The organism is Hyphomicrobium sp. D-2 (genome assembly GCF_029872155.1).
Lineage (GTDB): Bacteria > Pseudomonadota > Alphaproteobacteria > Rhizobiales > Hyphomicrobiaceae > Hyphomicrobium_A.
In genome coordinates this window covers 330111-355367 of the sequence record NZ_JARXLA010000001.1, presented here as the reverse complement: position 1 = coordinate 355367, position 25257 = coordinate 330111, and the positions used below count along the sequence as shown (strand labels likewise).

The window sequence follows — 25257 nt, the reverse complement described above, 5'->3', positions numbered from 1 at the left end:
CAACGTGACACTGTTTCTCGAAACATTGATCGGCGGGCTGCTTGCCGGCACCATGTATTCACTGGTCGCGATCGGTTTTGTGCTGATTTACAAGGCCAGCGGCGTTTTCAACTTCGCGCAAGGGTCGATCCTGCTCTTTTCCGCGCTGCTATTTGTGACGCTGCTTGAAGCCGGAATACCCTTCGCACTTGCGCTGATACCCACCATCGCTGCCATCGCGATCATGGCCGTTTTGATCGAATGGTGGGTGTTGCGACCGCTTACCAACAGAAGCGCCATGACGCTGTTCATGGCCACGCTTGGCCTTTCCTACGTCGTGGAGGGCGTGGCGCAGGGTGCCATGGGCGCCAATGTTCACGCGCTTGATATCGGCATTCCCGATCTGCCTATCTTTGTCGGCGATCTTCTTATCAGCCAGTTCGACCTTGTCGCCGCCATCACCGCTATCGCACTGGTCGCGATTCTAGCCTTGATATTCGACAGAACGCGCATCGGCATTTCGCTCCGTGCGGTGGCTGATGACACGCGCGCCGCGCTGTCCGTTGGCATCAACCTCAATCGCATCTGGCAGATCGTGTGGACCGTCGCCGGCATCACCGGTCTCGTCGCCGGTTTGCTGTGGGGCGCACGTCAAGGCGTTCAGTTTTCTCTCTCGCTCGTTGTGCTGAAGGCGCTTCCGGTGCTGATCATTGGCGGCTTTACGTCGATCTTCGGTGCAATCATTGGCGGCCTTATCGTCGGCGCATCCGAAAATCTGGCCGAGGCATACATCGGGCCCTACATCGGCGGCGGCATCACGTCGTGGTTCGCATACTTCCTCGCCCTGCTGTTCCTGTTCATCCGCCCCACCGGAATATTTGGTGAGCGCACGATTCAGCGCGTTTAGGGGGAGGCGATAATGACCGACACCACGCTGACGCTTGACCGGAACATCTCGCAGCCAATCGTCGTTCGTGAACGTAAAAGTGGGCAGTACTGGTTGTGGCTGCTGCTTGCCGGCGCATATCTCGCGCTACCGACATTCGGCAACGAATACTGGCTCAACGCCATTGTTGTACCGTTTCTCATTCTGTCGCTCGCCGGTATCGGCCTGAACATTCTGACCGGCTATGCGGGCCAGACATCGTTGGGCTCCGGCGGCTTCATGGCCGTCGGCGCATTCGCAACGTACGCCTTTCTGCTGCACCTTCAGCTCACATTTCCCATCGCGCTTTTTCTGGGCGGCCTGATCGCAGCACTGGTCGGATTCCTGTTCGGATTGCCGAGCGCCAAGATCAAGGGCTTCTACCTGATGGTAACAAGCCTCGCCGCGCAGTTCTTTCTGGAGTGGCTGTTTCTGAAGGTGCCGTGGTTTTACAATTATAGCTCGTCCGCCACCATCTCAGCGCCCCGACTTGATACGTTCGGCATCAACCTGAACAACTCGCTGGGCAAATATTATCTCGTGCTGACAGTTGTTGCGGTGCTGACCTGGGTCGCGCTCAATCTTGTGCGCAGCCAGACCGGACGCAACTGGATGGCGGTGCGCGACATGGATACCGCCGCCGCTGTCGCCGGCATTCGCATCAATCACAGCAAGATTCTCGCGTTTGCGATCAGCTCATTCTATCTCGGCGTTGCTGGCGCGCTCTGGACATTCGCATACCTCGGATCCGCAGGCGTGCAGAGCTTCGGTCTCAGTCGCTCATTCCAGATCCTGTTCATCATCATCATCGGCGGCTTAGGCAGCATCAGCGGCTGCTTCATCGGCGCGGCATTCATCAGTCTGCTGCCGCTCGCTCTCGACGTCATCGCGCAGACGCTGTTTGCCGGTCGCGTCGACGCTGGCCTGCTGCAAAACATTCAGAAAGCCATCTTCGGCGCGCTCATCATCTGGTTCCTCATCAAGGAACCGGACGGCATGGCGCGCCTGATCTCCAGTTGGCGCAGCCGGCTCTCAATCTGGCCACTGCGTTTCTAGCCATCACAGTTCGTTTTTGAGGAGCTCAAATGTCACGTAGATCGTTCGCCTCCCGGATGCTGCATGGCGCGGTATTCGCCACCGTCAGTCTGGGCATGGTTGCCGGCGCAGCCATTTCGACCGCCAGCGCCACCGAGCAGTACATCCCCTTGCCGACCTATCGTGTCGGCCCGTACGCATCGAGCGGCTCGCTCTGGTGGGCCGGGACGATCGACTACTTCCGCTACATCAATGAAGTTGAAGGCGGCATCGACGGCATCAAAATCAACTTCGAAGAATTCGAAACCGAATGGAGCCCGGACCGTACGGTTGAAGTCTACGAGCGCGTCAAGAACGGCAAGAACGGCTCACCGCTGGCGTTCTTCTTCACCCATGGCACACCCGCAACCTACGCTCTGATCGAGAAGGCCGCGGCTGACAAGATTCCGCTGATCGACCCTGCTGGCGGGCGCACGGAATCGATTGACGGCACTGTGTTTCCCTACGCGTTCCCGCTGCTGTTCAGTTACTACAGCCAGGCTTCCACCGGCATCAACTACATTGCGCAGAAGGAAGGCGGCCTCGACAAGCTGAAGGGCAAGAAGATCGTCACCGTCTATCACGACTCTGCTTACGGTCGTGCGACGCAGCCCGCTGTCGAACTGCTCGCCGAGAAGTACGGCTTCGAAAACATCCAGATCCCCGTTGCCGATCCGGGCAACGAGCAGTCACCGCAGTGGCGCCGCGTTCGCGAACTGAAACCCGATTGGATATTCCTGCGCACTTGGGGCGTGTCGACCGTCGTTGCCATCAAGACGGCGCAGCGCTTCGGCTTCCCGGCTGATCGCATCATTGGCGACGTGTGGGCGGGATCGGAATCTGACGTCATCCCCGCTGGCGATGCCGCAAAGGGATATCAGGCGTTGGCACCCTATCCGGGCGGCACCGGTTTCGAGATCCATGATCGTCTCAAGAAGCACATCCTCGATGCAGGCAAGAGCGATCTGCGCGACCACGAAGTACTTCGGCGCGGTCAATTACAACATCGGCCTAGTGAACGCCGTGCTCGCGGTTGAGGCATTGCGTGCCGGTTACAAGAAGTTCGGCGCGCGCGCACTCAATGGCGAAGAAGGTCGCTGGGCATTCGAGCATCTCGTCGTCGACGATGCACGCCTGAAGGAGATCGGCTTCCACGGGCTGCTGCAGCCATTGAACATCACGCCATATGACCACGAAGGCGGCGGCGCTGCTCGCATTCAGCAGTGGGACGGCGAGAAGTGGGTGCTGCAGACCGACTGGATCAAAGCGGATCACGAATTGCTGCGCCCACTGATCGAAGCCAAGTCCGCTGCCTACGCCAAAGAGCATGGCATCACGCCCCGCAATCCCAAGTCCGAGGAATAAGACACATGCGTTTGAATTCACTCAAGGCCCTGGCGATTGCTTCTACCCTCGCCATCAGTGCCACCGTTCTGTCCAGCGCCAACGCGCTGGACGACCCGGCCCGGCCCTGACTCTGACAAGCAGTTTCTTCCCATCGCCAGCTATCGCATCGGCGCCTATGCGCCTGCGGGTGTGCAGATTTGGGCTGGCCGCATCGACTACTATCGCTATCTCAACGAGGTCGAAGGCGGCATCAACGGCGTCCAGATTGTGTGGCAGGAATGCGAGACCGAATGGACCGCCGAAAAGGGCGTCGAATGCTATGAGCGCAACAAATTCGGCCTGAACGGCGCTCCTGTGCCGTCATATTTTCCGAACGGTGCACCGGCTGCTTACGCGCTTTCCGACCGCGCGCTGCAGGACAAGATCCCTCAGGTGACGCTGGCCTATGGACGCACCGAAGCCGCCGACGGAACTGTATTCCCTTACATCTTTCCAGTCGTGCTGACGTTCTACAGTGAAGCTTCCGTGCTCATCAATTACATCGCCCAGCAGGAAGGCGGCCTCGACAAGCTCAAGGGCAAAAAGATCGTCACGCTCTATCACGACTCCGCTTACGGCCGCGAAACCATCGAGCCGCTGAAACTGTTGTCCGACAAGTATGGCTTCGAAGACATACAGATTCCGTTCGCCGATCCCGGCAGCGAGCAGTCGGCGCAGTGGCGCCAGATCCGTCAGATCAAACCGGATTGGGTGTTCATCCGCACCTGGGGTGTTTCAACGCCGGTCGCGATCAAGACCGCGCAGCGCTTTGGCATTCCCGCGAACCGCATCATCGGTGATGTGTGGGCCAGTTCGGAAGAAGACGTGCTGCCTGCCGGCGATGCGGCGAAAGGCTATCTGGCTCTGACGCCATATCCCGCCGGCGCCAACTTCGAGATTCACAAGCGGCTTAAGCAGTACATCATCGATACCGGCAAAAGCGATCTGCGCGACACCAAGAACTTCGGCAGCGTCTATTACAATTCCGGTCTTGTCGATGCCGTGATCGGTGTTGAGGCCGTACGTCAGGCGCAAAAGAAGTTCGGCAATCGTCCGATCACCGGCGAAGAAGGCCAGTGGGGGCTTGAAAACCTCAACATCGACGATGCACGCCTGAAGGAAAACGGCTTTTACGGTCTGCTGCAAAATCTGAAGCTGTCGTGCGCCGATCACGAAGGCGGCGGGGCTGCAAAAGTTCAGCAGTGGGACGGCACCAAATGGAACCTAGTCAGTGACTGGGTCCACGCCGACAGGGAACTGCTTTGGCCCCTCATCAAGGCCAAGTCTGCAGCCTACGCCAAGGAGAAAGGCATTACTCCGCGCGACTGCAGCAAGGAGCAGTGAGCATGACGGCTTTCAGCGAGGTACACCGCGCGATTGATTTACTGCCCACCGGATCGCGCGGTCAGCAGGCCCTATTGCACGTCGACGATATTGAGGTCGTCTACGAAGATGCGATCCTCGCTGTCAGCGGCATCTCGCTTGAGGTTCCGTCCAACGGTGTAATCGCTCTGTTGGGTGCCAACGGCGCTGGCAAAAGTACAACGCTGAAAGCTATCTCTGGACTGTTGCAGGCTGATCGCGCACGGGTGACCCGCGGAGGCGTTCGCTTCCGCGGCCAATCAACCGCAGGCGTGCCTGCAAACCGCCTGGTGCGTGATGGCATCGTGCATGTGCTTGAAGGCCGCCACGTGTTCTCGCATCTCACCGTTGAAGAGAACCTGCACAGCGGCGCATACGTGCGCCGTATCAGCGGCAAAGATCTGCAAGCCGGACTGGAACGCATCTACGAATGGTTCCCTCGTCTGCGCCAGAAGCGCAAGGTGAAGGCCGGTTACACGTCCGGCGGCGAACAGCAGATGCTGGCAATAGGCCGCGCACTGATGACAGCGCCAAAACTGGTCCTGCTGGATGAACCATCAATGGGCCTCGCCCCGCTGATCGTGCAGGAAATCTTCGAAATCGTGGATCATCTCAATCGATCCGAAGGCGTGAGCTTCCTCATCGCGGAGCAGAACATTCCGGTTGCGCTACAGCATGCCCATTATGGCTACGTGCTCGAAAGCGGCCGGCTGGCGCTGCATGGCAGCGCGCACGAGTTGCGCAACAACAGCGCGCTGCAGGAAGCCTACCTGGGCAAGAAACAATAAAGCACCTCGGAGCTGCACACGATGACCTCCCCCTCTGAACAGGCCTGGGGCACGCCGCCCAGCGCCCGTTATGATTCCGTCGCTGAAAATTTCCGGCATCTCTTTCGCGACATCGCCCAGGACGCAGCCCTGCGTGACACCGAGCGACGTCTGCCTTTTGAGGAGATTTCAGCGCTACGCGAGGCGGGCTTTGCGGGCCTGCGCGTGCCGCAGTCGCATGGTGGCAGCGGTGTATCCCTGCCGGAATACTTCAGCCTGCTGGTCGAACTGGCGGAAGCCGAACTCAATCTGGTGCAGATCATTCGCGGTCACGCGGGCTTTGTCGAAAACGTCCTCAACTCGCGCGATGAGGCTTTCCGCGAGCGTTGGCTCAATCGCATCGGACGCGAAGGTGCGTTCGTCGGACCGGCATGGACAGAGCCCGGCGATGCACCGCAGGCATTGTTCGCCACAACGGTAAGCCGCGAAAATGATGCCTACCGCTTGAACGGCACCAAATTCTACACGACCGGCGCGCTGTTCTCCGACTGGATCGACGTTGGATCAACCAACGATGACGGTGTGCTTGTTTCAGCTGTCGTGCGCCGCGATGTAGCTGGCGTCGAGATCGATGACGACTGGAACGGGTTTGGCCAGAAGCTGACCGCCAGCGGCACAGCGCGGTTCACCAATGCTCTGGTCGAAAACGGTGACGTCACGCTTGCCGACGATGGCTTCCGCTACGCAACCGGTTTCTTCCAGCTCTTTCATCTGGCGGCGCTGGCCGGCATCGGGCGGCGCCTCACCAATGATATCGCCCGTGCCGTGCGCGAACGGCGTCGCAACTTTAGCAACGCCAACGCGGTTCTTGCCCGCAACGATCCGCAAATCTTGCAGGTCGTGGGCAAGCTGCGCAGTTCTGCGTACGTGTCGTCAATCATCGTCGAGAAAGGCGCCGAAGCTTTGCAGCGCGCCTATGATGTGCGCTTCCAGGATCAGCCGGAGCGCGAAGATGCCATCAACGCGATCGCTGAACTTGAAATCAGTCAGGCGCTCAGCGTCATCAGCACGCTGATTCTGGATGCAACGACCATTGCATTCGACGCACTCGGCGCTTCAGCGACCTTCAAGGATCTGGCGCTCGACCGCTTCTGGCGCAATGCGCGTACGTTGACGTCGCATAATCCGCGCGTGTTCAAGGAGCGGGTCATCGGCGATTACGCCGTCAACGATACGCTGCCGCCGTATCAATGGCGTATCGGCGTTGCCTAGGCTGCGGACGTTTCCACGCCACGACATCTTCCGGCAACTTGTCTCGTTACAGGCCCCATCAACGCACGGCGCCGGATGGCGGCGCAGCACCGTACGTCCAGTGACAAAAGCGGCGGAGCAGTTACCTGCTCCGCCGCTTTCATATTCATCGCAACATATTGCCGATGTTATTCGGCAGCAGCTCGCGCGGACTCGACAGCCGCATGTGCTTCCTCTGCGCTCTCGAAGATATGCGGACGCAGACCGCGCTTCGACAGCGCCTCCTGCATCTTCAGGCGCATGAACGAGCTGGTCGAATAGCGCGCTGTCGACTGATAGTGATGCTTCATCATGTGCTGGATCATATCGGCGTAGGCCTCGTAGAGGTCTTCCGCGATCCGGCAGCCATCATGATTGACAACCGAGTTGACCCGACGCCCGGCCTTCTCGCATGCCTCGACCAGCACCTTCTGCAGATCGGCAACATCGGCCTTCTTGCGCACGCTCCAGCCCTCAAGATTGAGGAACAGGATGTTGCGCTGCGGATCATACGAAACGCGCTCGCACAGGTTGAGGTTGGTCAGCTCATCCATCAGACCCATCGGGTCTTCGCGGAAGATGCGTTCGTCCATCAACATCGGACGACGATTGATGATCGGCGCGAAGTCCATATGCGCAAGGATATCACGATCGATATCGACGCCCGGCGCCACTTCGATCAGCTCCAGGCCATCCGGCGTAAGCTGGAACACGCAGCGCTCGGTAACGTAAATCACCGGCTGCGATTTCTTGGCTGCGTAGGTGCCGCTGAAGGTGATCTGCTCAACCGCCTTCACGAACTTACGCGCGCGTCCTTCCTGCACGATCTTCAGCTTGCCATCCTCGACGGCAATCTTCAGGCCGCCGGCTGTGAACGTGCCCGCAAACACCACCGCGCGCGAGTTCTGCGAGATGTCAATGAAGCCGCCGCAGCCGTTGAGACGGCCACCGAAGCGCGAGGTGTTGACGTTGCCATGCTCGTCAACTTCGGCCACGCCGAGGCAGGTGAGATCCAGGCCACCGCCGTGATAGAAGTCGAACATGGTGTTCTGATCGATCACGCTGTCGGCATTGGCCGATGAGCCGAAGCTCGATCCGCCTGCCAACACACCGCCGATCGCACCGGCTTCCGTCGTCATCGTCAGGTAAGGCGTCACCTGCTCTTCAGCCGCGATAGATGCAACGCCATCGGGTGCACCGACGCCGAGGTTGATTGCACCGTTCAGCGGCAGCTCGAACGCAGCGCGACGAGCAATGATCTTGCGCTCGTCCAGCGCCATGCGCGGCATGTGATCAACCGGCACGCGGATGGCGCCCGACAGCGCCGGATTGTACTGCACGCCGTAGTTCATGCGGTGCATCTCAGGCGGATCGGCCACCACGACGCAGTCGACAAGAATGCCCGGCACGCGCACATCCTTCGGCTTCAGCGAGCCGTGGGCAACGACGCGTTCAACCTGGGCAATGACGATGCCGCCGTTGTTGTGCGCGGCCATGGCCTGCGCAAGGCAGTCCAGCGTCAGCGCCTCTTTCTCCATGCTGAGGTTGCCGGAGGGATCGGCGCTGGTGGCGCGGATGAGCGCGACGTTGATCGGCGTGGCCTTATAGAACAGCCATTCCTCGCCATCGATTTCCAGGCGCTTGACGATATCTTCCGTCGTCACCTCGTTGACCTTGCCGCCGCCCAGACGCGGATCGACATAGGTGTGCAGGCCAACCTTGGAGAACAGACCGGGCGAGCCAGCAGCGCACGAACGGTAAAGCTTGGAGATGATGCCCTGGGGCAGGTTATAGCCCTGGATCTTGTTCTTTTGTGCAGCTTCCGCAACCTTCGGCATTCTGCCAAAGTTCGCAGCGATGACACGCGAGAGCAGCCCCTCATGGTGGAGGCGTCCGGTACCCAGGCCCTTACTGTCGCCAGCACCGGCGCACATGATGAGCGTGAGGTCCTTGGGCGATTGCGTATCGACGTACCGCTGCTCCAGCGCAGCGTGCAGCAGCTCGGGAATGCAGCTCTGCACGAAGCCTGTGGTGCAAACGACGTCCCCATCGTTGATGAGTGCGATGGCCTGATCGGCCGTGATGACCTTGTTCTTCATGTCAGAGGTGTGTTCCCCGTGCGCGGCCCCTTGAAGGACGTGCTGGCTGTGGGAGCCACTGCACATCCTTTTCAGGATCTGAATTTTTTAGACCTACAAAACTAGACGCAGCTTTCGACGCCTGCAACGGCGATAGATGTCCCATGCGCGGTGCAACTCTCTTGCGACGCAGCAAATGCACATCAAACCTGCGATGTACACCTAAGCGGATTCAATCCGATCAACGATTTGCTGCGTTTGTTCATGCCGCGACGCACAAACAATTCCGCACACGTCTGGTGTGGACGACGCATAAGCCGCACCCGTAAAACCAGTTTGGATGCGTTGTTCCGCCTCGGATGACGAGGCCGAAAACTGATCGAAATCACGACGCCAATTCAGCCCCATCCGCATGGATAGTTTTAAAACTGCCCGATTGTCGTTATCTGCCCCACCCATTTGAGCGCATGCGGCAACGGCGGGCTTCACATTAGGCCCGCAACCGCTTAGGCATGCGGCAAACGGGCCCGGCATTCTCCGGCGCCCATCACCCTGTAAAACGCTAAAGCCGTTCCGCTTTTGGTGTAATCCCAAAACGGCTGTAGCCATCCGTTCAATCGTGCTCTCGGCAGCACCCAAGGCAGAGGCATCTATGGGCTTCAAATGCGGCATCGTGGGGCTACCGAACGTCGGCAAGTCCACCCTCTTCAACGCCTTGACGCAGACGGCGGCGGCGGAAGCTGCCAACTATCCGTTCTGCACCATCGAGCCGAACGTCGGTGAAGTCGGCGTGCCGGACGAGCGTCTGGACAAGCTGGCGGCGATCGCAGGCTCAAAGCAGATCCTGCCAACCCGTCTCACCTTCGTTGACATCGCCGGTCTGGTACGCGGCGCATCGAAGGGCGAAGGCCTCGGCAACCAGTTTCTTGGTCACATCCGCGAAGTGGATGCGGTGGCCTATGTGTTGCGCTGCTTTGAGGACGACGACATCACCCACGTTGAAAACCGCATCGATCCGCTGGCAGATGCCGAGGTGGTTGAAACCGAGCTGATGCTGGCCGACCTCGAAAGCCTTGAGAAGCGCCGCACCAACATTGAGAAGAAAGCCAAGACCGGCAACGACAAGGAAGCCAAGGCGCAGCTGTCCGTCATCGACAAGGCTCTGGAAGTTCTGCGCGAAGGCAAGCCCGCACGCGTGGCTGCAATCACTGCCGAAGAGCAGCCGATCATGGATGGGTTGCAGCTGCTGACATCCAAGCCGGTGCTGTACGTCTGCAACGTCGATGAAGGCTCCGCCGCCGACGGCAACAGCTTTTCAGAGGTCGTTGCCAAGCGCGCGGCCGAGGAAGGCGCGGGCTGCGTTGTCATCTCCGCCAAGATCGAAGCCGAATTCTCCAGCCTTTCGCCGGAAGATCGTACCGAATTCCTGAAGGAGCTCGGCCTGCCGGAAGCTGGTCTCAACCGCCTCATCCGCGCGGGTTACAGCCTGCTCGATCTCGTCACCTATTTCACTGTCGGCCCTAAGGAAGCACGCGCCTGGACGATCAATCGCGGCACCAAGGCACCACAGGCGGCTGGCGTGATCCACACCGATTTCGAGAAGGGCTTCATCCGCGCCGAAACCATCGCCTATGACGATTACGTCACTCTGGGCGGCGAAGTGGGTGCGAAGGAAGCCGGCAAGATGCGTCTGGAAGGCAAGGAATACGTCGTCAAGGATGGCGACGTGATGCATTTCCGTTTCGCGAACTGAGTTCAGCGCCGCACTTCCATTCAAATTTCAGACAGACGCGCACCAATTGTCAGGAAGCGGACTTCCGGCCATTGGCGGCGCGTCTGTGCGCGCCTATATGACCTCCACGCCCGTCAATCGCGCGGGCAATCGCACACATGGAGGATTTCGACATGCAGGCGATGGATATTCATGAGACAGCACGCAGATTACGCGAAGCCAAAGGCGAGAGCGCACGTGCATTAGCTGCACAGAAAGCGCGAGCTTATGAGGACGAGGGCAATCTCGCCGAAGCCCGCAACTGGCGCCGGATTGAAGCCACTCTCGACCGACTACAGGGCCCGCGCATGACCTGACCGAGAGCATGACCTGACAGGCACGCTGGGCTGCACGCAGCAATCTACGAACAGCGTTCTCCCGGCTTGCTCTGCAGGAAACACACGGCTTTCAATCATTTTGTCTGTCGGCGTACGATTGAAGGCCGTTCTACTGAAAACGACATTATTCCGCCCACAAAGGGATCACAATTTTCCCATGGCCGACCAAATAACCAGATCCGCTTTTAATCAGCACCGGCATCCTCGCCCGCGCAACCGGGCATGGAGTGCTCCCGCTAGGGGCGCATTGCTGCTCGCTGCCACGCTTGCGTTAGCGCCGATTGGTACAGCGGCCTTTGCTGACACGCATATTCCAGCAGCAACGGCTCAGTCGAAAGCCACAACGAAGGCGGACGGCAAAGCCAGCGCTGTCGCAGCAGCCGACGCTACCGGCGAGAGTACATCCGTCACCACCGGCAGCATCAATCAGGAGCCGACCTACGCCCAGCGCATGGCCGAGTGCGTCCAGATCTGGGATCGCGGCACGCATATGACCAGGAAGCAGTGGCGCCGTTCGTGTCAGGAAACGCTCCGCAGCCTCAAGTGGTAAGCGGCTCCGCCTGACTGCAATGCCACCCTGTCACCAGGGCTGATCAGGGACGCCGCGCTGTGCAGGCGTCCCTTTTTATTGCGCCTTAGGCGTTAGCGCGTGCCGCTGATAATCCCGGCATGCGTTTGACGGCTGCGATCTGTGCGCCAAGCTTGGCAATGCGCTCAATGGCTTCCGGCAGCGTTTCGGCTGCCACCTGCATGTGGTGGGCGTTGGCATGCACCAGCGTGATGCTGTCGGCCATGATGCCGACGTGGCCCTTCCAGTAAATGAGATCGCCACGCTGCAGACCGTTCAGCACATCGGAGATTTCCACTTCGGTGCCAAGCTCAGCTTGCTGCATATCGGTATCGCGCGGAGCTTTAAAACCGCACGCTTCCAGCGCCACTTGCACCAGTCCGGAGCAGTCGATGCCCATGCGCGTGCGCCCGCCCCACAGGTACGGCGTGCCGATGAAACGCTCCGCCACCTCGACAAAATCGGGCTGGAAACGATTGATCTCCGCGACGTGCCGCGTCACGACAAATCCGCCGCCGCTCAACATCATGAAGCGGTCGTCGCCCTCGGCAATGTTCAGCCCCGCATTCATGCTGAGATGCATGATCGGCGGCGATTTGATGTCGGGCACCGGATAAACGAACGTGCCGAGCGAGCGAACCTTGTGCGTCACCGGTTGCACATCCGGCGACAGCGCCTCAGTTGGCACGTAACCGACGTAGCGATCGCGCGCGAGCTGTATCCACGACCAGCCATCGCGGTTTTCGTAAACCGCGACCTTCTCACCGAACAGTGCCTCGGTTTCAAAGCCGTTTGAGGGGGAAGGGCTGATGCGCAGCGGCACGGACGACCGCACGATCTGCGCAGGAACCGCCTCGGCGTAACTCGGCGCGCTGACCCGGCCATAGAGCGTTTCGGCTGCAAGATCAGGGCGGAAGGCGTTGCGACGCGGATCGAGCGGCGCCGCAGCTCCACCGGAACCGGATTTTTTTTGCTCTGCGCCTGCGCTCATGCGATCAGCTCCAGCTCTTTGGCGATAACGGCGCAGACAGCGCGTGCTGTCTGTGGTTCGCCGCCACGCGGACCCAACGCGTTGGCGACCGGGCGCCATCCGAACAGATCGAAATGCGCAAAACGCTGCGCACGCTTGGCAAAACGCTTCAGGAACAGCGCCGCGGTGATGGAACCGGCAAACGGCGATTCCCAGACATTGTTCATATCAGCGACGGGACTTTCAAGCTTGCTGTCATAGCCGGCCCAAAGCGGCAGCCGCCAGACAGGATCACCGATCGCCGCCGAGGTTGCCACCATCTCGGCCGCGAACGCGTCGTCGTCGGTGAACATTGCCGGCAGGTCTGGCCCCAGCGCAACGCGGGCGGCACCGGTCAGCGTTGCAAACACATAAAGACCTTGCGGTGCGTCTTCGTCGGCCAGCGCGATAGCGTCAGCCAGCACGAGACGGCCCTCAGCATCGGTGTTGCCGATCTCCACCGTGGTGCCGGCCCGCGATGTCAGCACGTCACCGGGGCGGAACGCATCGCCGGAGATGCTGTTCTCCGCCGTGGGGATGAGCACGCGCAACCGTACGTCCAGCTTCTGCCCCATGATCATATGGGCCAGCGTCAGCGCGGCTGCCGAGCCGCCCATGTCCTTCTTCATCAGCAGCATGGCGCTGGCGGGCTTCACATCGAGGCCGCCGGTGTCGAACGTGATGCCCTTGCCGACCAGCGTGACGGTGCGCGCGCCCTCGCGGCCCCACGTCAAATCGATCAGACGCGGTGCACGCGGACTTGCGCGACCGACCGCATGGATCATCGGGAAGTTCTTTTCCAGCAGTTCATCGCCGACGATGACCGAAATGTTCGCGCCATGGCGCGCAGCCAGCGCGCGGGCTGCGGCTTCAATCTCGGCCGGACCAAGATCCGATGCCGGAGTATTGATGAGATCGCGGCCGAGCCGCACCGCCTCAATGGTGTTGAGCGCCGCGTCGCGATCGGCGCCCTTGGGCAAACGCAGGCATGCCGCGCGTGATGCGCCATCGCCGTTGTTCTTGCGCGCCGACGAGCGATAGCGGTTGAACCGGTAAGCGCCCAGCCCCCACGCAATGGCCGCAAGTGTCGGATCGCGCGGTGCGGCGGCAAGGTGATAGCTGCCAGCCGGCAGCGACTGGGCCAGCTTGCCGAACAGCAGTTCCGATGAACCGCTCGGCTCGCCCGCAGCGTCGTCGCCCATGCCGAACAGCACCGCCGCGATGCGGCCGTCAGCGTCCGGCAGCAGAGCGTGCTGCTTCGCGCTGCCCTTGAAGTTCATCGCCTCTGCCCATGCGCGTTGCGCGGGCAGCAGCGGAAGCGCATCCAGGCTGGTATCCTTCGCCACCGCCCAGATCGGAATGTCGGTCCCGTCCTGCCCGCCCTCGACCAGAATTTCATCGATGGCGGACGTGTCGAATTTTATGCTTTCGTCGCTCATGTATATTCGCTCGCTGCTGGCAAGCGGCGTGCCGATCGGGCATGAATAGCTCCGCTCGGGCAGGCTTGCGCGGGGAACAAGACAGGATCACGCAGGGCAAGGCAAGACCATGGCCACAAATCGATATCAGCTGGTGATAGGCAACAAAACATGGTCGAGCTGGAGCTTGCGCCCGTGGCTCGCGATGCAGGCGTCGAGTCTGCCGTTCGATGAGATCAGTATTCCATTGCGGCAGCCGGAAACCAAGGCCGCCATCCTGCGCTATAGCCCCTCCGGCTTCGTTCCGCTGCTGATTGATGGGGATACTCTGGTCTGGGACAGCCTCGCCATCATGGAGTATCTGGCCGACGCGCATCCGGAAGCAAGGCTATGGCCCTCTGACCGCAAGGACCGGGCCCTGGCCCGCTGCGCCGCAGCCGAAATGCACTCCGGTTTCAAGGAATTGCGCAGCGTCTGCCCCATGGATGTGCTGGCATCAGCGCCGCTCGATCCGGTGCCGGAGGCAGTGGAGAACGACGTCCGCCGCATCGTTGCGCTGTGGCGCCAGTGCCGGGCCACCGATGCCGCAAAGGCCGGGCCGTTTCTATTCGGCTCTTTTACCGCCGCAGACGCGATGTTCGCGCCGGTCGCATCGCGCTTTCGCACCTATTTGCCGGACCTCAAGCGGTTCGGCGACGACGGCACGGCGGCGGCCTACATCGATGCGATCTTCGCCATGCCAGAAATGCAGCGCTGGCTCGATGGCGCCAGAGCCGAAGTTGCAGCAGCTAGCTAACAGACAATAGCCTGGCATAGCGGCTCAAACCTCTTCTCCGCACCTGCTGCCACAACGCCCGCTGCATCCAGTTTTAACCCCCGGTTAGCGAGGCTTAATCGTTTATTGAGAAGTGTCTCACAACCTGACGCTCAAGAAGCGGTGATTCGCATGGGGCCCGTTCCCCGGTGCCGCTCGACAGAGTTCAGGGAGACGACAATGGCGTTCGCTTCGCACAGGCATACTTTGGCAGCGCGCAGGCTCCGGCAGGGTGGCACCATGGCTGCCCTCACCGCCTCCCTCATGCTGGGCGCCTGTGGCCAGACGCTGCAAAACTCCGGCGGCCTGCTCTCAACAGCCAGTTCCGACGCTCAGTCCCAGCAGCAACAGCGGCCGCAGCAACAGGCGCAGCAAGGCGCCACCGCCCAGCCCGGCATCGACGGCGAGTTGCTAAAGGCGACGAACTACTGGGCCAAGGCCTACGCCGAGAACCCGCGCGATCTGAAGTCGGCGCTGAGCTACGCGCGCAACCTGAAGGCCATGAACGAAAAGCGCCGCGCTATGGCGGTCCTCCAGCAAGTGTCGCTCTACCACGGACAGAATCGCGATCTGGCCAGCGAATACGGCCGGCTTGCGCTTGAACTGGACCAGGTGAAGGTGGCTAAGCAAGTGCTGGCCATCGCCGACGATCCATCCAATCCGGACTGGCGTGTGATTTCCGCACGCGGTGCCGTGCTCGCTAAGGAAGGCGACTATACCGGCGCGATCCCCTACTTCGAGCGCGCCCTGACGTTTGCTCCTGACCAGCCTTCCGTCATGAGCAATCTGGCCCTCGCCCACGCCATGAACGGCGATTCCGACCGCGCCGAAGGCATGCTGCGTCAGGCGGCAGCCAGCGATGCAGGCTCACCGAAGATCCGGCAGAACCTCGCGCTCGTGCTCGGCCTGCAGGGCAAGTACGAGGAAGCGCAGGTCGTCGCCGCGCGCGACATGCCTGTGAACAAGGCGGCCGAAAACGCCGAATACCTGCGGCAGGTGGTAATGCTCGAACCCAAGCCCATGCCTGCGGCTCCTGGCTCCGCACCTGATAACTCACCCTGGAGCACGGGCACGCAGTTTGCTGCCGCGCCGCCCGCTCCTGCTGCACCGGCGGCACGCGTGACGCAGGTTACGCACGCCGCCAATCAGCCGCCGCAGGATCTGCACGCAAAGGGTGACACCGGCTGGGTCGTCGATAGCCCAATGCCGCGCGTCGCAAGTGCGCCTCCAGCGCCGAGCCGCGCACAGCCAGTCATGTCCGTTTCCGAAATGGCCGCTCAGTTTCGCGTCGAGAATGACAGCAACGGCTGGGCCACCATCGAGCACTGAGCGCGCCGTGCCGGAATGCGGCATGCACCGTTCGTGCACCTAAACAAAGAACGGGTCCATTCTGGCGACAGAATGGACCCATTCTATTTGCTGAAGCCTTTGATTGATTGGGTCAGTGAAACCCTAACTGCCCGGCATGCCGTTGGCATGAAGCTCCGCCTCGCAGAACTATCAGCGTGCACTCACGCGCTCGCGGCGTTTTTTAGCCGCCGTCGCCCTCTCAGTTTCTTGTGGGATCACGACCACTGATAATAGCCGATGGCCGCCGGAAACAGAATGATCACGAACAGCACCGGAATGAAGAAGATGATCATCGGCACAGTTAGCTTCGGCGGCAGCGCAGCAGCCTTCTTTTCTGCATCCGCCTGCCGAATGTCGCGATTTTCCTTGGCCATCACGCGCAATGCCTGACCTACGGGCGTACCATAACGCTCCGCCTGAATCAGAGCCGTCGTCACTGCCTTAACGCCCGGAATACCGGTTCTCTTGCCGAGATTATCAAACGCCATCCGTCGATCCTGCAAATAGGAAAGCTCGGCCGTCGTCAGGCTTAGCTCCTCTGCAAGCTCCAGCGATTGAGATGCGACTTCCTTTGAAACTTTGCCGAACGCAGCTTCAACAGACATACCCGACTGCACGCAGATCAGCAGCATGTCGAGCGCGTCGGGGAAAGCAACCTTGATGGACTGCATCCGCTTCTGGATGAGGTTCTCGATAAAAACGTTCGGAGCGTAGGAGCCCAGAATGCCCGCACCAAGCGCCATCGCAAACTTGATGATCGGCGGATAACTGAAATCGTTCAGCACGAACAGATAGAACATCGCCAAGGCGAAAACGATTACCGGCGCCACCACGCGAAAGAACATAAACGCCACCAGCGGGCCCTGCCCGCGCAGGCCAGCACGCTTAAGACGTTCACGCAGATCTTCAGTGTCAAACAGCTTGCGCAGGTTTAGCTTGTTGACGATTTCGTTCATGAACCCCGCTGGCGAACGGCGCAAACGCCCATGCCGCTCGCGCGCAGCAATCTCCGCGAGGCGCTCAGCACGCATCTTGTCGCGCTCGATAGCCATCGTACGCATACGATGGTTCATGCGATCCTGCGCCAGCAGCGGCATGGCGATCGTCAGCACCGTTGCGAAGGCGCAGATCGCCGCCAGCATGGTGATGAGAAACGTCGGATCGGTGAATGTGTCGATAAAGTCCATGGCCGAGGCCTCTTATAGTACTCACGTATAGTGCTTACCGCGATAGCAGTGCGAAATGCGATCGCTAGAACTTGAAGTTGATCATACGGCGCATCATCAAAACGCCCATCAGCATCCAGATGCCACATGCCAGCAGCGCGAAATTGCCCGTTCGCGTCGTGAACAGCACAGCAATGTAATCGGTCGCCAGAAGGTAGAGCATGAAGGTGACGATGGGCGGCAGAGATGCCAGCACCGCCGCAGAAGCCTTTGCTTCGGCGCTCAGCGCCTTCACCTTCAGACGCAGACGAAAACGGTCGCGCAGCACTTGCGAGAGATTGCCTAGCGCCTCCGACAGATTGCCACCCGCTTGCTGCTGGATGGCAACGACAATCGTAAGGAACTTGACCTCAGGCAACGGCATGCGTTGAGCCAGGCGATCCAGGGCTTCGCCCAGCGATACGCCAACACGCTGCTGCTCGATCACTTCGCGAAACTCGCTCGCAAGCGGCTCTTCGCTTTCACGCGCAATAATGGCCAGACACTCGTTAAGTGGCAGGCCTGATTTCATGCCGCGCACCACGATGTCGATCGCGTTCGGTAGCTCGCTGATAAACTTGTACTGCCGACGCGCTGTTGCCTTGTTCAGGAACCAGCGCGGAACGCCGACAAAACCGATGATACCAATCACGACCACCAGCACAGAGCGCGTTAAGCCCGGGCTTAGCAGCAATGTCGTGAGCCCCGCCAGTCCCAACCCGGTGGCCGCACTGGCCAACCAGAAGGTGCGCGTCGTCACATTGAAGCCCGCACGCTGAAGTCTGAGACGCAGAGAAATGCGCTCGGCCTTCTTTTGCCGCTCCTCCATCTCCTTCAGCGTGTCAGAAACTGACTTGCGTCGCGTCGCCGCCGTTTGCTCAAGCGCGGTTAACGTCTCGCGTCGGCCATCGACGACACCGCGCCGTCGGACATCTTGCTTGCGATCGCCGAGATAGGGATAAACAACCGCGTACGCGGCCGCTGCCACCGCTATTGCCGCCAGCGCCGCCGCGGCAGTTGATGCCATTCCAGCGTCAGACATTCTTGTCTCCCAGCGGATTGCCGTGCTCATCGAGCACCTCCGCCGCAGCAAGAGCCGCAGCTAGACGGCCTTCCTCGCCGTAATACTGCGCGCGTTCCCAGAAGCGCGGGCGGGCGATGCCGGTCGACCTGTGCTGGCCGATAATCCTGCCGTGCGCATCCTCGCCGGTGATGTCATAGACAAGCAGGTTCTGCAGCGTAACCACATCGCCTTCCATGCCGAGCACTTCAGTGATGTGCGTAACTTTACGCGTGCCATCACGCAGTCGCGACGTCTGTACGATCACATCAATCGAGCCAGTGATCATCTCGCGGATCGTATGCACGGGAAGCTGGAAGCCACCCATCATGATCATCGATTCCAGACGGCTCAAAGCTTCGCGCGGCGAGTTGGCGTGCAGCGTTCCCATCGAACCGTCGTGGCCGGTGTTCATCGCCTGCAGCAAATCGAACGCCTCGGGACCACGGACTTCGCCCACGATAATGCGTTCAGGACGCATACGCAGACAGTTACGTACGAGATCGCGCATCTTGATCTCGCCCTCACCCTCGAGGTTAGGCGGCCGGGTTTCAAGACGCACGACGTGCGGCTGCTGGAGCTGAAGCTCGGCAGAGTCTTCGCATGTGATGATGCGTTCATCGTGGTCGATAGAGCCGGTCAGACAGTTCAGAAGCGTTGTTTTTCCCGAACCCGTGCCTCCGGAAATCAGAACATTGCAGCGAACGCGCCCGATGATTTCAAGCAGCGTTTTGCCTTCTGGCGTGATGGTGCCAAGCTTTGCAAGCTGATCAAGCTTAAGACGGTCGCGCTTGAACTTACGAATTGTCAGCGCAGGACCGTCAATCGCAAGCGGGGGCGCAATGACGTTGACGCGGGAGCCATCGGGAAGTCGCGCGTCGCAAATCGGGCTCGACTCATCCACCCGTCGCCCAACCTGGCTTACGATGCGCTGACAGATGTTCATCAACTGCATGTTGTCGGCAAAACGCACGCCAGTGCGCTTCATTTTGCCGTCGACTTCGATGTACGTCGTGTTGGCGCCATTGACCATGATATCGGCGATATCATCGCGCGCCAGCAACGGCTCAAGCGGACCATAGCCGAGCACGTCGTTGCAGATGTCTTCGAGCAGTTCCTCCTGCTCGGCAATCGACATCACGACATTCTTGATCTGAATGATCTCGCTGACGATGTCGCGGATCTCTTCGCGCGCCGATGCAGCATCGAGCTTGGCGAGCTGCGTCAGATCGATAGTGTCGATCAGCGCGTTAAAAACCGTGGTCTTGACGTCGTAATACTCTTCAGAGTGCCGACGCTGCTGTTGCTGCTGCTGTTTTGCTTCAGCCTGCCGTGCGGCGGCCGATGCGCCCGCAGCCGGCACAGGAGACTTTGACGCCGGCAAGCTTTCAGTTGCAGCAGCCGCCTCGGCGACCGGAGCCACCGGAACCGTTTTGGCTGGGCGGTGCGTGGTTGCATCGCCTGTACGCTTGCCGAACATCTACCGCTCCCTACAGCTTCAACTTCAGTTTTTCCAGCAGTGGCGCAAATCCGGATGTCTTCTTGCTCGCCTGGACATCCCGTCGATTGCTGATTGCCAGCGCAATGTCACGGAATGCAACCGCCGCACGCGACTTTGCATTCAGCTCCTCGATCATCTGGCCGTTATTCGCGGCCTGACCGAAAGTTTCGCTATCGAAGTCGATCACGCTAATGGCCTTCAGGCCAACCGCAGCTTCAAACTCCTTGACGCTGATCTCCGGCCGCTTCGGCATGTTGGTCATGTTCATCACCAGTCGCGGCTTGGCATCGTTGCGACGCGACTGCGAAAGCAGATCAATAATACCTTTCGCGTTGCGCAGGTTCGCCAAATCGGGAACGGCGGTGATGACAACCTCATCCGCCTGCAGCAGCACGCTTTTCACCCAGCCCGTCCAGGTATGCGGCAAATCCACAGCGACGTAGGGGACGTTCTGGCGCACGACGTCGATCACCTGATCGCAGCCATCGACCGAAATATCGTACTCGCGATCGAGCAGCACCGGCGCTGCGAAGATCGACAGATGGTCGGAGCACTTCGTCAGCAATCGATCCAGCAGCACTTCATCGAGGCGCTCAGGGCTCATCAGCGCATCGGCGATGCCCTGCATCGGGTCTTGATTGAAGTCGAGCGCTGTGGTGCCGAACGCCAGATCCATATCCGCGATCACGACGTCAGCCTTCAGCGCTTCCGAAAGCGCGAACGCCGTGTTGTGACACACCGTGGATGAGCCGACACCACCCTTGGCACCGATGAAGGCATACACGTGCCCAACCGGCTCCGTCTGGGGATTGTTATAAATGTTGGAGACGGCCTCCATGAGATCCAGCGGCGTCACGGGCTCCACCAGATACTCACTCACGCCACGCTTCAGCAATTCGCGGTAAAGCGTGATGTCGTTCATGTGGCCGATCACGATCACCTTCGTGCCGGGATCGCAATTCTCAGCCAGACGATCGAGCTCCGCCAGCATGTGATCACGCGGCAGACTGCTCTCAATAACAACGAGATTGGGCGTCGGATTCTGCTGATAATGAATCACAGCAGCCTCGATGCCGCCCATGTGAACATTCACATGGGCCTTGGCGAGCCGCCGATCTTCGGCCGCGATGCGCACGATATCGGCCGTAGGGCCGTTCTCGCAGAACACCTGAATCGAAATGCGTGGAATGGGTCGCGCCCGGTCCGACGCCTGGGGAACAAAGCCATCCTCAAGCTCGGCCAGCGACGCGCCGACACCGATATGATCATCGTCGTGAGAGATGGACTTGGCTGGCTCAGACATGTTCCTGGCGACCCTTAACTGAAATCGTTAGCCATCAATCGATGGCCATATTCACGCGTTCGTCGATCGACTTGGCGGCGCCGGTCGGCCGTCCGGTAACATACTTGTTCCAGACCTGATCGCGCCGTTCACCCGAGCGCGCCGTTTCGCTGCGTGGCCCCAGCAGATCTGCCGGATTTGCCACCATCACCGCCAGATTGCGCTGCTGCGCGCAGCCCAGATTGGGGTACGGCAAATTCGTCGGCTCATAGGCAAGGTTCGTCGACCAGTCGCCACACTGCGGCGGCTCGGCGATATAGCGCAGATACGAAACGCGTATCGGCGGGCTTCCCGTCCCTTCCGCATTGTAGGCTTCCACCGAAATCGTGGCTTCGCTGAAACCGTGATCGGTCAACAGCGAACGGATTTCTCCAACCGCATGCATGACGCCAACTTCGTTCGCCGCTCCGCTAGGTACGGAAACAACAAGACGGCTATTACCTGCATCGGTCGCACGATAATGGTTTACAAAGCCTATCAATTTGCCACGCTGCGACCGCGATAGTCCGTTCGCGCCATCACCCACCCGTATCAGATGGGTTGTTGGCTCTTGCGACACAAGAATGGGATGACGCTGCGTAGCATCAACCAGCGTCCAGCCCGCAACGCGCGTTGGATCGTCCAGCGTTTTGCAGCCAGCGGCGGGCAATACGGCCGCCGATGCGATAAGCAGCTTGGCGATCAGCGAACGGTAGCCTGATCCGCGAGCGCGCATTTCGTTTGTCGTTGTCATGCTACGTCTCCAGACCATCCGTTATTCGACAATAAAGCCGTAATCGCCCTTGAGATCGCCGGCAGGCGCAGGACGGCCACCGCCGTAAACGCGATTGATGTGACCGAGGAAGTTGGCCTTGCGGTCGGTTGGATCGCCAAGACCATCATCCGGGCGGGCAAGCTCCTGGCGTGCAACCGGACGCACCATGTAGGGCGTGACAATCACAACGAGCTCGGTTTCCTGCCGCTGATAATCGCGGCTGCGGAACAGCGTGCCCAGGATCGGCACATCCTTCAGGCCCGGGAAGCCATCAATGTTCTGGCGCGTATTTTCCGACAACAGGCCGGCAATCGCGATCGAGCCGCCAGAGGGCAGTTCCACCGTCGAGTTTGCCTGACGCGTCTTCAGGGCCGGAATCTGCAGGCCAGACATAACCACAGCGCCTTCACTGCTCAGCTCGCTGACTTCCGTTTCAATCTTGAGGCTGATGCGCCCTTCCGACATCACAACCGGTGTGAAGGCGAGACCGATACCGAACTTCTTGAAGGTGACGCTCACCTGACCAAAGTTGTCGGCCACCGGGATCGGATATTCACCACCCGCCAGGAACTGTGCCGGCTCACCCGAGACAGCCGTCAGGTTCGGTTCAGCCAGCGTGCGCAGCAGACCGTCGCGCTCCATGGCGCGCAAGGCGCCATTCACGGCCTGATTGCCTGAGGACCAGCCCATGTCGACACCCGAGTTGCCGAATGGCATCGACGCGGCGTTGATCGGGCCAGCGTTGTACATTGCCAGACGACCGGCGAGATCGCCGATAGTGCCGATGCCGGGCACCGGCAGCGTTCCCAACGCTGCACCCGTTACCGGCATGCCGTTAGCGCTCAACACCGCAGTTGAGAAGTTGCCGGAGTTGACCAGCGCGCCGACGTTGATGCCGAACTGCTTCAGGATCGTGCGCTGCACTTCGGCCACGGTGACGCGCAGCATCACCTGCTCTTCGCCCTCAACCGAGATCAGGTTGATGATGCGGCGAGGATCGTATGGCTTCTGGTCGTTACCGGATGTGTTGGATTGGCTGTCGCTCATCCGCTGGAAGGCTGAGGACGGATTGTTGCTGCCGCTTAATCCGGTGACATTCAGGCTGGTGTTGGAATTCACAGACGTAGATTGGCCGGAGCCAATGACACTGCCAACGTCTTCATTGGCGAGCGCAAACTGTGCAGCAATTTCGGCCGCACGGTTTGAATCGATGGGTGAGCGGACACTGCCCGTCAGCACCAACGCCCGGCCAGCCATTTCACTGCGGACATTCGAACCCGGAATGAGGCGCGATAGCAGCTGATCGAGTGACGACAGGTCGGCGCCAATCCGCACCTCGAGGGTAAGGATCTGCTGCCCATACTCGTCAAAGAAGAATGCGTTGGTCTGGCCGGTTCCCTTCGCGATCAGGAACACGCGCTCTGAGGATTGGACGACGGCATCAACCACCGCCGGATCGGACACCAGCACGTCTTTCAGCGGAACGGGAAACTGCACCACCAGCGAACGGCCGACGCCAAGCTCAATCTGCTTGGTCAGCGGAAAAGCCGCGTTGCCGGGGATTCGCAGAATGGAATCGTTGCCAGCCTGTCCCTGATTTCTGCCCTGCATGTCAGCAGCGCTGAGCTCGCCAAGCGGAGTGGCGAAGCAAAGCACAGCAGCCATGGCGGCGCGCGCCCACTTTAGGGTCGTTCGCATGATCGATAGCCTTCTCGACAGCCGAAAACTGAATGACGCAACTCAGACAGAAACTGAATGACGCAACTCAGTTGACGCCGTACTCGCGCGTCGGAACGCCATAGCGCAGCACACGGACGGTGTTGCCACGCTGATCGTTGACCGCCGCTGTCGGTCCCTTGCCACGGGGATCGCCATCGGCAACGCTACGCAGAGAAAGGCTGATTTCGCCCATAGAATTTGCCCGCGCCAACTGCTCGGCCTGGCCGGGCGTCAGCTCAAGAGTGGCAGTGTTGGCGCCACTCTCTGCGGTCTTCGCGCCTTCTTTACTGGCGAGATCCTGACCGATGGCCAGCACCCGCACATTGTAGAAGAGCGTATCGGACACGTGCTCTTCGCGACCGTTCGGCATACGCTCACGGCGTGTGAGGATCACGTCGACACGATCGTTCGGCAGAATGAGGCGGCCGACGGCCGTCTCTTCCCGAATCTTGGTGGAGATCGCGCGCATGCCTTGCGGCAGAATTGCCGCCAGCACGCCGCCATCGCCCGGCTTGATCACCTTTTGCTTCGTGACCGGCTCGCCTTCGAGAAGCGGTGCGCGCGCGATAGCGCCCTCGACCAGCTTCATGCCTTCGCTATTGTCCTGGCTGATGAACGACGGCGTAACGGCGTCGGCAGGCCAAGTCTGCCAGCGGAAGTCGGCCCGTTTGGTCACTTCACCGACTGGAATGTTGCGCGCTGCAACCAGCACTTCGGTTGCGTTGACCGGCACGGCAATCTGGGTCGGCTCTGCCGTCGGCGTGTTCACAACCGAACGCATAAGCATGAACGCAAGGAGACCCGCTCCTGCCGCTACTGTAATGCCGATCAATTGTGCGCGTTTCACAGCCAGTGGTCCTTTCGACCGGCCGAATTGGTGACATCCTCAAAGTGCAGGACAAACGTCAACGCAAGGTTAACCGGCGTTACAAATTGGGGCCGGTTCTCTGGTCAAAGGGCTGAATTTTTCACGCTGTTCAGGCGCGCAATCGGCGCCGAGTGGACAGTCGCGCGGGGCCCGCAGGCTCAGTTTGCAAGCGCCATGGCCACTGTGGTCAGCGGGTAAGCGATGAGGGCCCCGGCAGCGATCGCAACGCCATAGGGAATGGCATATCCAGGCTGATGTAGCCGCAACGCCCACTGCGGCAATGGCAAAGCAGCGGCCGGAAAACTGCGATAAAACACGACGAACAGCGACAATGCTCCGCCGAACAGCGTCATATAAACAAGGAAGGGAAGGATCTGCTCATACCCCATCCAGACCGCCGCTGCGGGGATGAGTTTGGCGTCGCCACCGCCCATCAGATTGAAGGCAAACAGCGCCATGGTCAGAAGCATAACGGCAGCACCAATGCCGAAATGCATAAGCACCTGGTGAGCCGGCAGGCCAGCGATCAGCGCAACCACCGGAAACGCCGCCGCAATAGCTATAGAGACATAGTTGCGGATGCGCATTGTGAAGACGTCCATCGCCGCCGCATAGAGCATCGCGAACGGAAAGAAGAGCGAGAGCACTTCGAGCGACATCGGCTTCCCAATCCCAGCGT

General features: G+C 60.1%; 23 protein-coding genes. 12 read left to right on the top strand and 11 right to left on the bottom strand.

Features of this window, described 5'->3' with window-relative positions:
* Window positions 1-4 precede the first annotated feature (4 nt).
* The 7 genes from QEZ49_RS01720 to QEZ49_RS01690 are packed head-to-tail and all read left to right on the top strand — an operon-like array spanning window position 5 to window position 6765.
* Complete coding sequence (locus tag QEZ49_RS01720) at window positions 5-886, top strand: branched-chain amino acid ABC transporter permease (RefSeq protein ID WP_280383612.1); 882 nt, start codon at window positions 5-7, stop codon at window positions 884-886.
* Window positions 887-898: 12 nt separating this feature from the next.
* Complete coding sequence (locus QEZ49_RS01715) at window positions 899-1960, top strand: branched-chain amino acid ABC transporter permease (protein ID WP_280383611.1); 1062 nt, start codon at window positions 899-901, stop codon at window positions 1958-1960.
* Between the two features lie 29 nt (window positions 1961-1989).
* Window positions 1990-3015: an ABC transporter substrate-binding protein gene (locus tag QEZ49_RS01710; protein ID WP_280383609.1), complete on the top strand. Its 1026-nt coding sequence runs from the start codon at window positions 1990-1992 to the stop codon at window positions 3013-3015.
* The gene (locus QEZ49_RS01705) at window positions 2993-3343 is read left to right on the top strand and encodes a hypothetical protein (RefSeq protein WP_280383607.1); all 351 of its coding nucleotides are present in this window, start codon (window positions 2993-2995) and stop codon (window positions 3341-3343) included. The genes QEZ49_RS01710 and QEZ49_RS01705 overlap by 23 nt, the downstream gene beginning before the upstream one ends.
* A 57-nt stretch (window positions 3344-3400) precedes the next feature.
* Complete coding sequence (locus QEZ49_RS01700; RefSeq protein WP_280383690.1) at window positions 3401-4708, top strand: ABC transporter substrate-binding protein; 1308 nt, start codon at window positions 3401-3403, stop codon at window positions 4706-4708.
* A 2-nt stretch (window positions 4709-4710) separates the two neighbouring features.
* Window positions 4711-5514 (top strand): ABC transporter ATP-binding protein, encoded by an 804-nt coding sequence (locus QEZ49_RS01695; protein WP_280383605.1) that lies wholly within the window; start codon window positions 4711-4713, stop codon window positions 5512-5514.
* A gap of 21 nt (window positions 5515-5535) precedes the next feature.
* Complete coding sequence (locus tag QEZ49_RS01690) at window positions 5536-6765, top strand: acyl-CoA dehydrogenase family protein (protein WP_280383602.1); 1230 nt, start codon at window positions 5536-5538, stop codon at window positions 6763-6765.
* Window positions 6766-6932: 167 nt separating this feature from the next.
* Here QEZ49_RS01690 and QEZ49_RS01685 read toward each other — a convergent pair whose 3' ends face one another.
* Complete coding sequence (locus QEZ49_RS01685) at window positions 6933-8882, bottom strand: acyl CoA:acetate/3-ketoacid CoA transferase (RefSeq protein WP_280383600.1); 1950 nt, start codon at window positions 8880-8882, stop codon at window positions 6933-6935.
* 631 nt (window positions 8883-9513) lie between these two features.
* Here QEZ49_RS01685 and ychF point away from each other — a divergent pair.
* The 3 genes from ychF (at window position 9514) to QEZ49_RS01670 (ending at window position 11520) form a co-directional block, all read left to right on the top strand.
* On the top strand, window positions 9514-10614 hold the full coding sequence (ychF, locus tag QEZ49_RS01680; protein ID WP_280383598.1) for a redox-regulated ATPase YchF: 1101 nt from the start codon (window positions 9514-9516) through the stop codon (window positions 10612-10614).
* A gap of 137 nt (window positions 10615-10751) precedes the next feature.
* A complete protein-coding gene (locus tag QEZ49_RS01675) occupies window positions 10752-10949 on the top strand; it encodes a hypothetical protein (RefSeq protein WP_246274729.1) in 198 nt (65 codons plus the stop codon).
* Window positions 10950-11217: 268 nt separating this feature from the next.
* A complete protein-coding gene (locus QEZ49_RS01670; RefSeq protein ID WP_280383592.1) occupies window positions 11218-11520 on the top strand; it encodes a hypothetical protein in 303 nt (100 codons plus the stop codon).
* Window positions 11521-11605: 85 nt separating this feature from the next.
* On the opposite strand, the gene QEZ49_RS01665 is transcribed toward QEZ49_RS01670, so the two are convergent.
* Both QEZ49_RS01665 and QEZ49_RS01660 read right to left on the bottom strand, forming a co-directional pair.
* On the bottom strand, window positions 11606-12529 hold the full coding sequence (locus tag QEZ49_RS01665; protein ID WP_280383590.1) for an NlpC/P60 family protein: 924 nt from the start codon (window positions 12527-12529) through the stop codon (window positions 11606-11608).
* Complete coding sequence (locus QEZ49_RS01660) at window positions 12526-13986, bottom strand: leucyl aminopeptidase family protein (protein ID WP_280383588.1); 1461 nt, start codon at window positions 13984-13986, stop codon at window positions 12526-12528. Before QEZ49_RS01660 ends, QEZ49_RS01665 begins: the two co-directional genes overlap by 4 nt.
* A 109-nt stretch (window positions 13987-14095) precedes the next feature.
* On the opposite strand from QEZ49_RS01660, the gene QEZ49_RS01655 reads away from it, so the two are divergent.
* Both QEZ49_RS01655 and QEZ49_RS01650 read left to right on the top strand, forming a co-directional pair.
* Entirely contained in the window at window positions 14096-14761 is a 666-nt protein-coding gene (locus tag QEZ49_RS01655; protein ID WP_280383587.1) for a glutathione S-transferase family protein, read from the top strand.
* A gap of 258 nt (window positions 14762-15019) precedes the next feature.
* Window positions 15020-16108, top strand: coding sequence for a tetratricopeptide repeat protein (locus tag QEZ49_RS01650; RefSeq protein WP_280383585.1), 1089 nt, complete (start codon window positions 15020-15022; stop codon window positions 16106-16108).
* A 236-nt stretch (window positions 16109-16344) separates the two neighbouring features.
* On the opposite strand, the gene QEZ49_RS01645 is transcribed toward QEZ49_RS01650, so the two are convergent.
* The 8 genes from QEZ49_RS01645 to QEZ49_RS01610 all read right to left on the bottom strand — a co-directional run bounded on the left by QEZ49_RS01645 (window position 16345) and on the right by QEZ49_RS01610 (window position 25237).
* Window positions 16345-17316, bottom strand: a complete 972-nt coding sequence (locus tag QEZ49_RS01645) for a type II secretion system F family protein (RefSeq protein WP_280383583.1) — start codon at window positions 17314-17316, stop codon at window positions 16345-16347.
* A gap of 64 nt (window positions 17317-17380) precedes the next feature.
* A complete protein-coding gene (locus QEZ49_RS01640; protein ID WP_280383581.1) occupies window positions 17381-18376 on the bottom strand; it encodes a type II secretion system F family protein in 996 nt (331 codons plus the stop codon).
* The gene (locus QEZ49_RS01635) at window positions 18369-19874 is read right to left on the bottom strand and encodes a CpaF family protein (RefSeq protein ID WP_280383579.1); all 1506 of its coding nucleotides are present in this window, start codon (window positions 19872-19874) and stop codon (window positions 18369-18371) included. Before QEZ49_RS01635 ends, QEZ49_RS01640 begins: the two co-directional genes overlap by 8 nt.
* Window positions 19875-19884: 10 nt before the next feature.
* On the bottom strand, window positions 19885-21198 hold the full coding sequence (locus tag QEZ49_RS01630) for an AAA family ATPase (RefSeq protein ID WP_068465239.1): 1314 nt from the start codon (window positions 21196-21198) through the stop codon (window positions 19885-19887).
* A 34-nt stretch (window positions 21199-21232) separates the two neighbouring features.
* Entirely contained in the window at window positions 21233-21970 is a 738-nt protein-coding gene (locus QEZ49_RS01625; protein WP_280383575.1) for a CpaD family pilus assembly protein, read from the bottom strand.
* Window positions 21971-21991: 21 nt separating this feature from the next.
* Complete coding sequence (locus QEZ49_RS01620) at window positions 21992-23689, bottom strand: type II and III secretion system protein family protein (RefSeq protein ID WP_280383573.1); 1698 nt, start codon at window positions 23687-23689, stop codon at window positions 21992-21994.
* A gap of 67 nt (window positions 23690-23756) precedes the next feature.
* A complete protein-coding gene (gene cpaB, locus QEZ49_RS01615) occupies window positions 23757-24557 on the bottom strand; it encodes a Flp pilus assembly protein CpaB (RefSeq protein WP_280383571.1) in 801 nt (266 codons plus the stop codon).
* A gap of 179 nt (window positions 24558-24736) precedes the next feature.
* Window positions 24737-25237 (bottom strand): prepilin peptidase, encoded by a 501-nt coding sequence (locus tag QEZ49_RS01610; protein WP_280383569.1) that lies wholly within the window; start codon window positions 25235-25237, stop codon window positions 24737-24739.
* Window positions 25238-25257 lie beyond the last annotated feature (20 nt).

Excerpts from the sequence above, each read along its gene's own strand:
- QEZ49_RS01675 (WP_246274729.1), top strand. The coding sequence starts at position 10,752 with ATGGAGGATTTCGACATGCAGGCGATGGATATTCATGAGACAGCACGC.
- QEZ49_RS01710 (WP_280383609.1), top strand. The coding sequence starts at position 1,990 with ATGTCACGTAGATCGTTCGCCTCCCGGATGCTGCATGGCGCGGTATTC.
- QEZ49_RS01660 (WP_280383588.1), bottom strand. The coding sequence starts at position 13,986 with ATGAGCGACGAAAGCATAAAATTCGACACGTCCGCCATCGATGAAATT.
- QEZ49_RS01695 (WP_280383605.1), top strand. The coding sequence starts at position 4,711 with ATGACGGCTTTCAGCGAGGTACACCGCGCGATTGATTTACTGCCCACC.
- QEZ49_RS01625 (WP_280383575.1), bottom strand. The coding sequence starts at position 21,970 with ATGACAACGACAAACGAAATGCGCGCTCGCGGATCAGGCTACCGTTCG.
- QEZ49_RS01645 (WP_280383583.1), bottom strand. The coding sequence starts at position 17,316 with ATGGACTTTATCGACACATTCACCGATCCGACGTTTCTCATCACCATG.
- QEZ49_RS01655 (WP_280383587.1), top strand. The coding sequence starts at position 14,096 with ATGGCCACAAATCGATATCAGCTGGTGATAGGCAACAAAACATGGTCG.
- QEZ49_RS01690 (WP_280383602.1), top strand. The coding sequence starts at position 5,536 with ATGACCTCCCCCTCTGAACAGGCCTGGGGCACGCCGCCCAGCGCCCGT.
- QEZ49_RS01630 (WP_068465239.1), bottom strand. The coding sequence starts at position 21,198 with ATGTCTGAGCCAGCCAAGTCCATCTCTCACGACGATGATCATATCGGT.
- QEZ49_RS01640 (WP_280383581.1), bottom strand. The coding sequence starts at position 18,376 with ATGTCTGACGCTGGAATGGCATCAACTGCCGCGGCGGCGCTGGCGGCA.
- QEZ49_RS01620 (WP_280383573.1), bottom strand. The coding sequence starts at position 23,689 with ATGCGAACGACCCTAAAGTGGGCGCGCGCCGCCATGGCTGCTGTGCTT.
- QEZ49_RS01685 (WP_280383600.1), bottom strand. The coding sequence starts at position 8,882 with ATGAAGAACAAGGTCATCACGGCCGATCAGGCCATCGCACTCATCAAC.
- QEZ49_RS01715 (WP_280383611.1), top strand. The coding sequence starts at position 899 with ATGACCGACACCACGCTGACGCTTGACCGGAACATCTCGCAGCCAATC.
- QEZ49_RS01610 (WP_280383569.1), bottom strand. The coding sequence starts at position 25,237 with ATGTCGCTCGAAGTGCTCTCGCTCTTCTTTCCGTTCGCGATGCTCTAT.
- QEZ49_RS01650 (WP_280383585.1), top strand. The coding sequence starts at position 15,020 with ATGGCTGCCCTCACCGCCTCCCTCATGCTGGGCGCCTGTGGCCAGACG.
- ychF (WP_280383598.1), top strand. The coding sequence starts at position 9,514 with ATGGGCTTCAAATGCGGCATCGTGGGGCTACCGAACGTCGGCAAGTCC.
- QEZ49_RS01665 (WP_280383590.1), bottom strand. The coding sequence starts at position 12,529 with ATGAGCGCAGGCGCAGAGCAAAAAAAATCCGGTTCCGGTGGAGCTGCG.
- QEZ49_RS01635 (WP_280383579.1), bottom strand. The coding sequence starts at position 19,874 with ATGTTCGGCAAGCGTACAGGCGATGCAACCACGCACCGCCCAGCCAAA.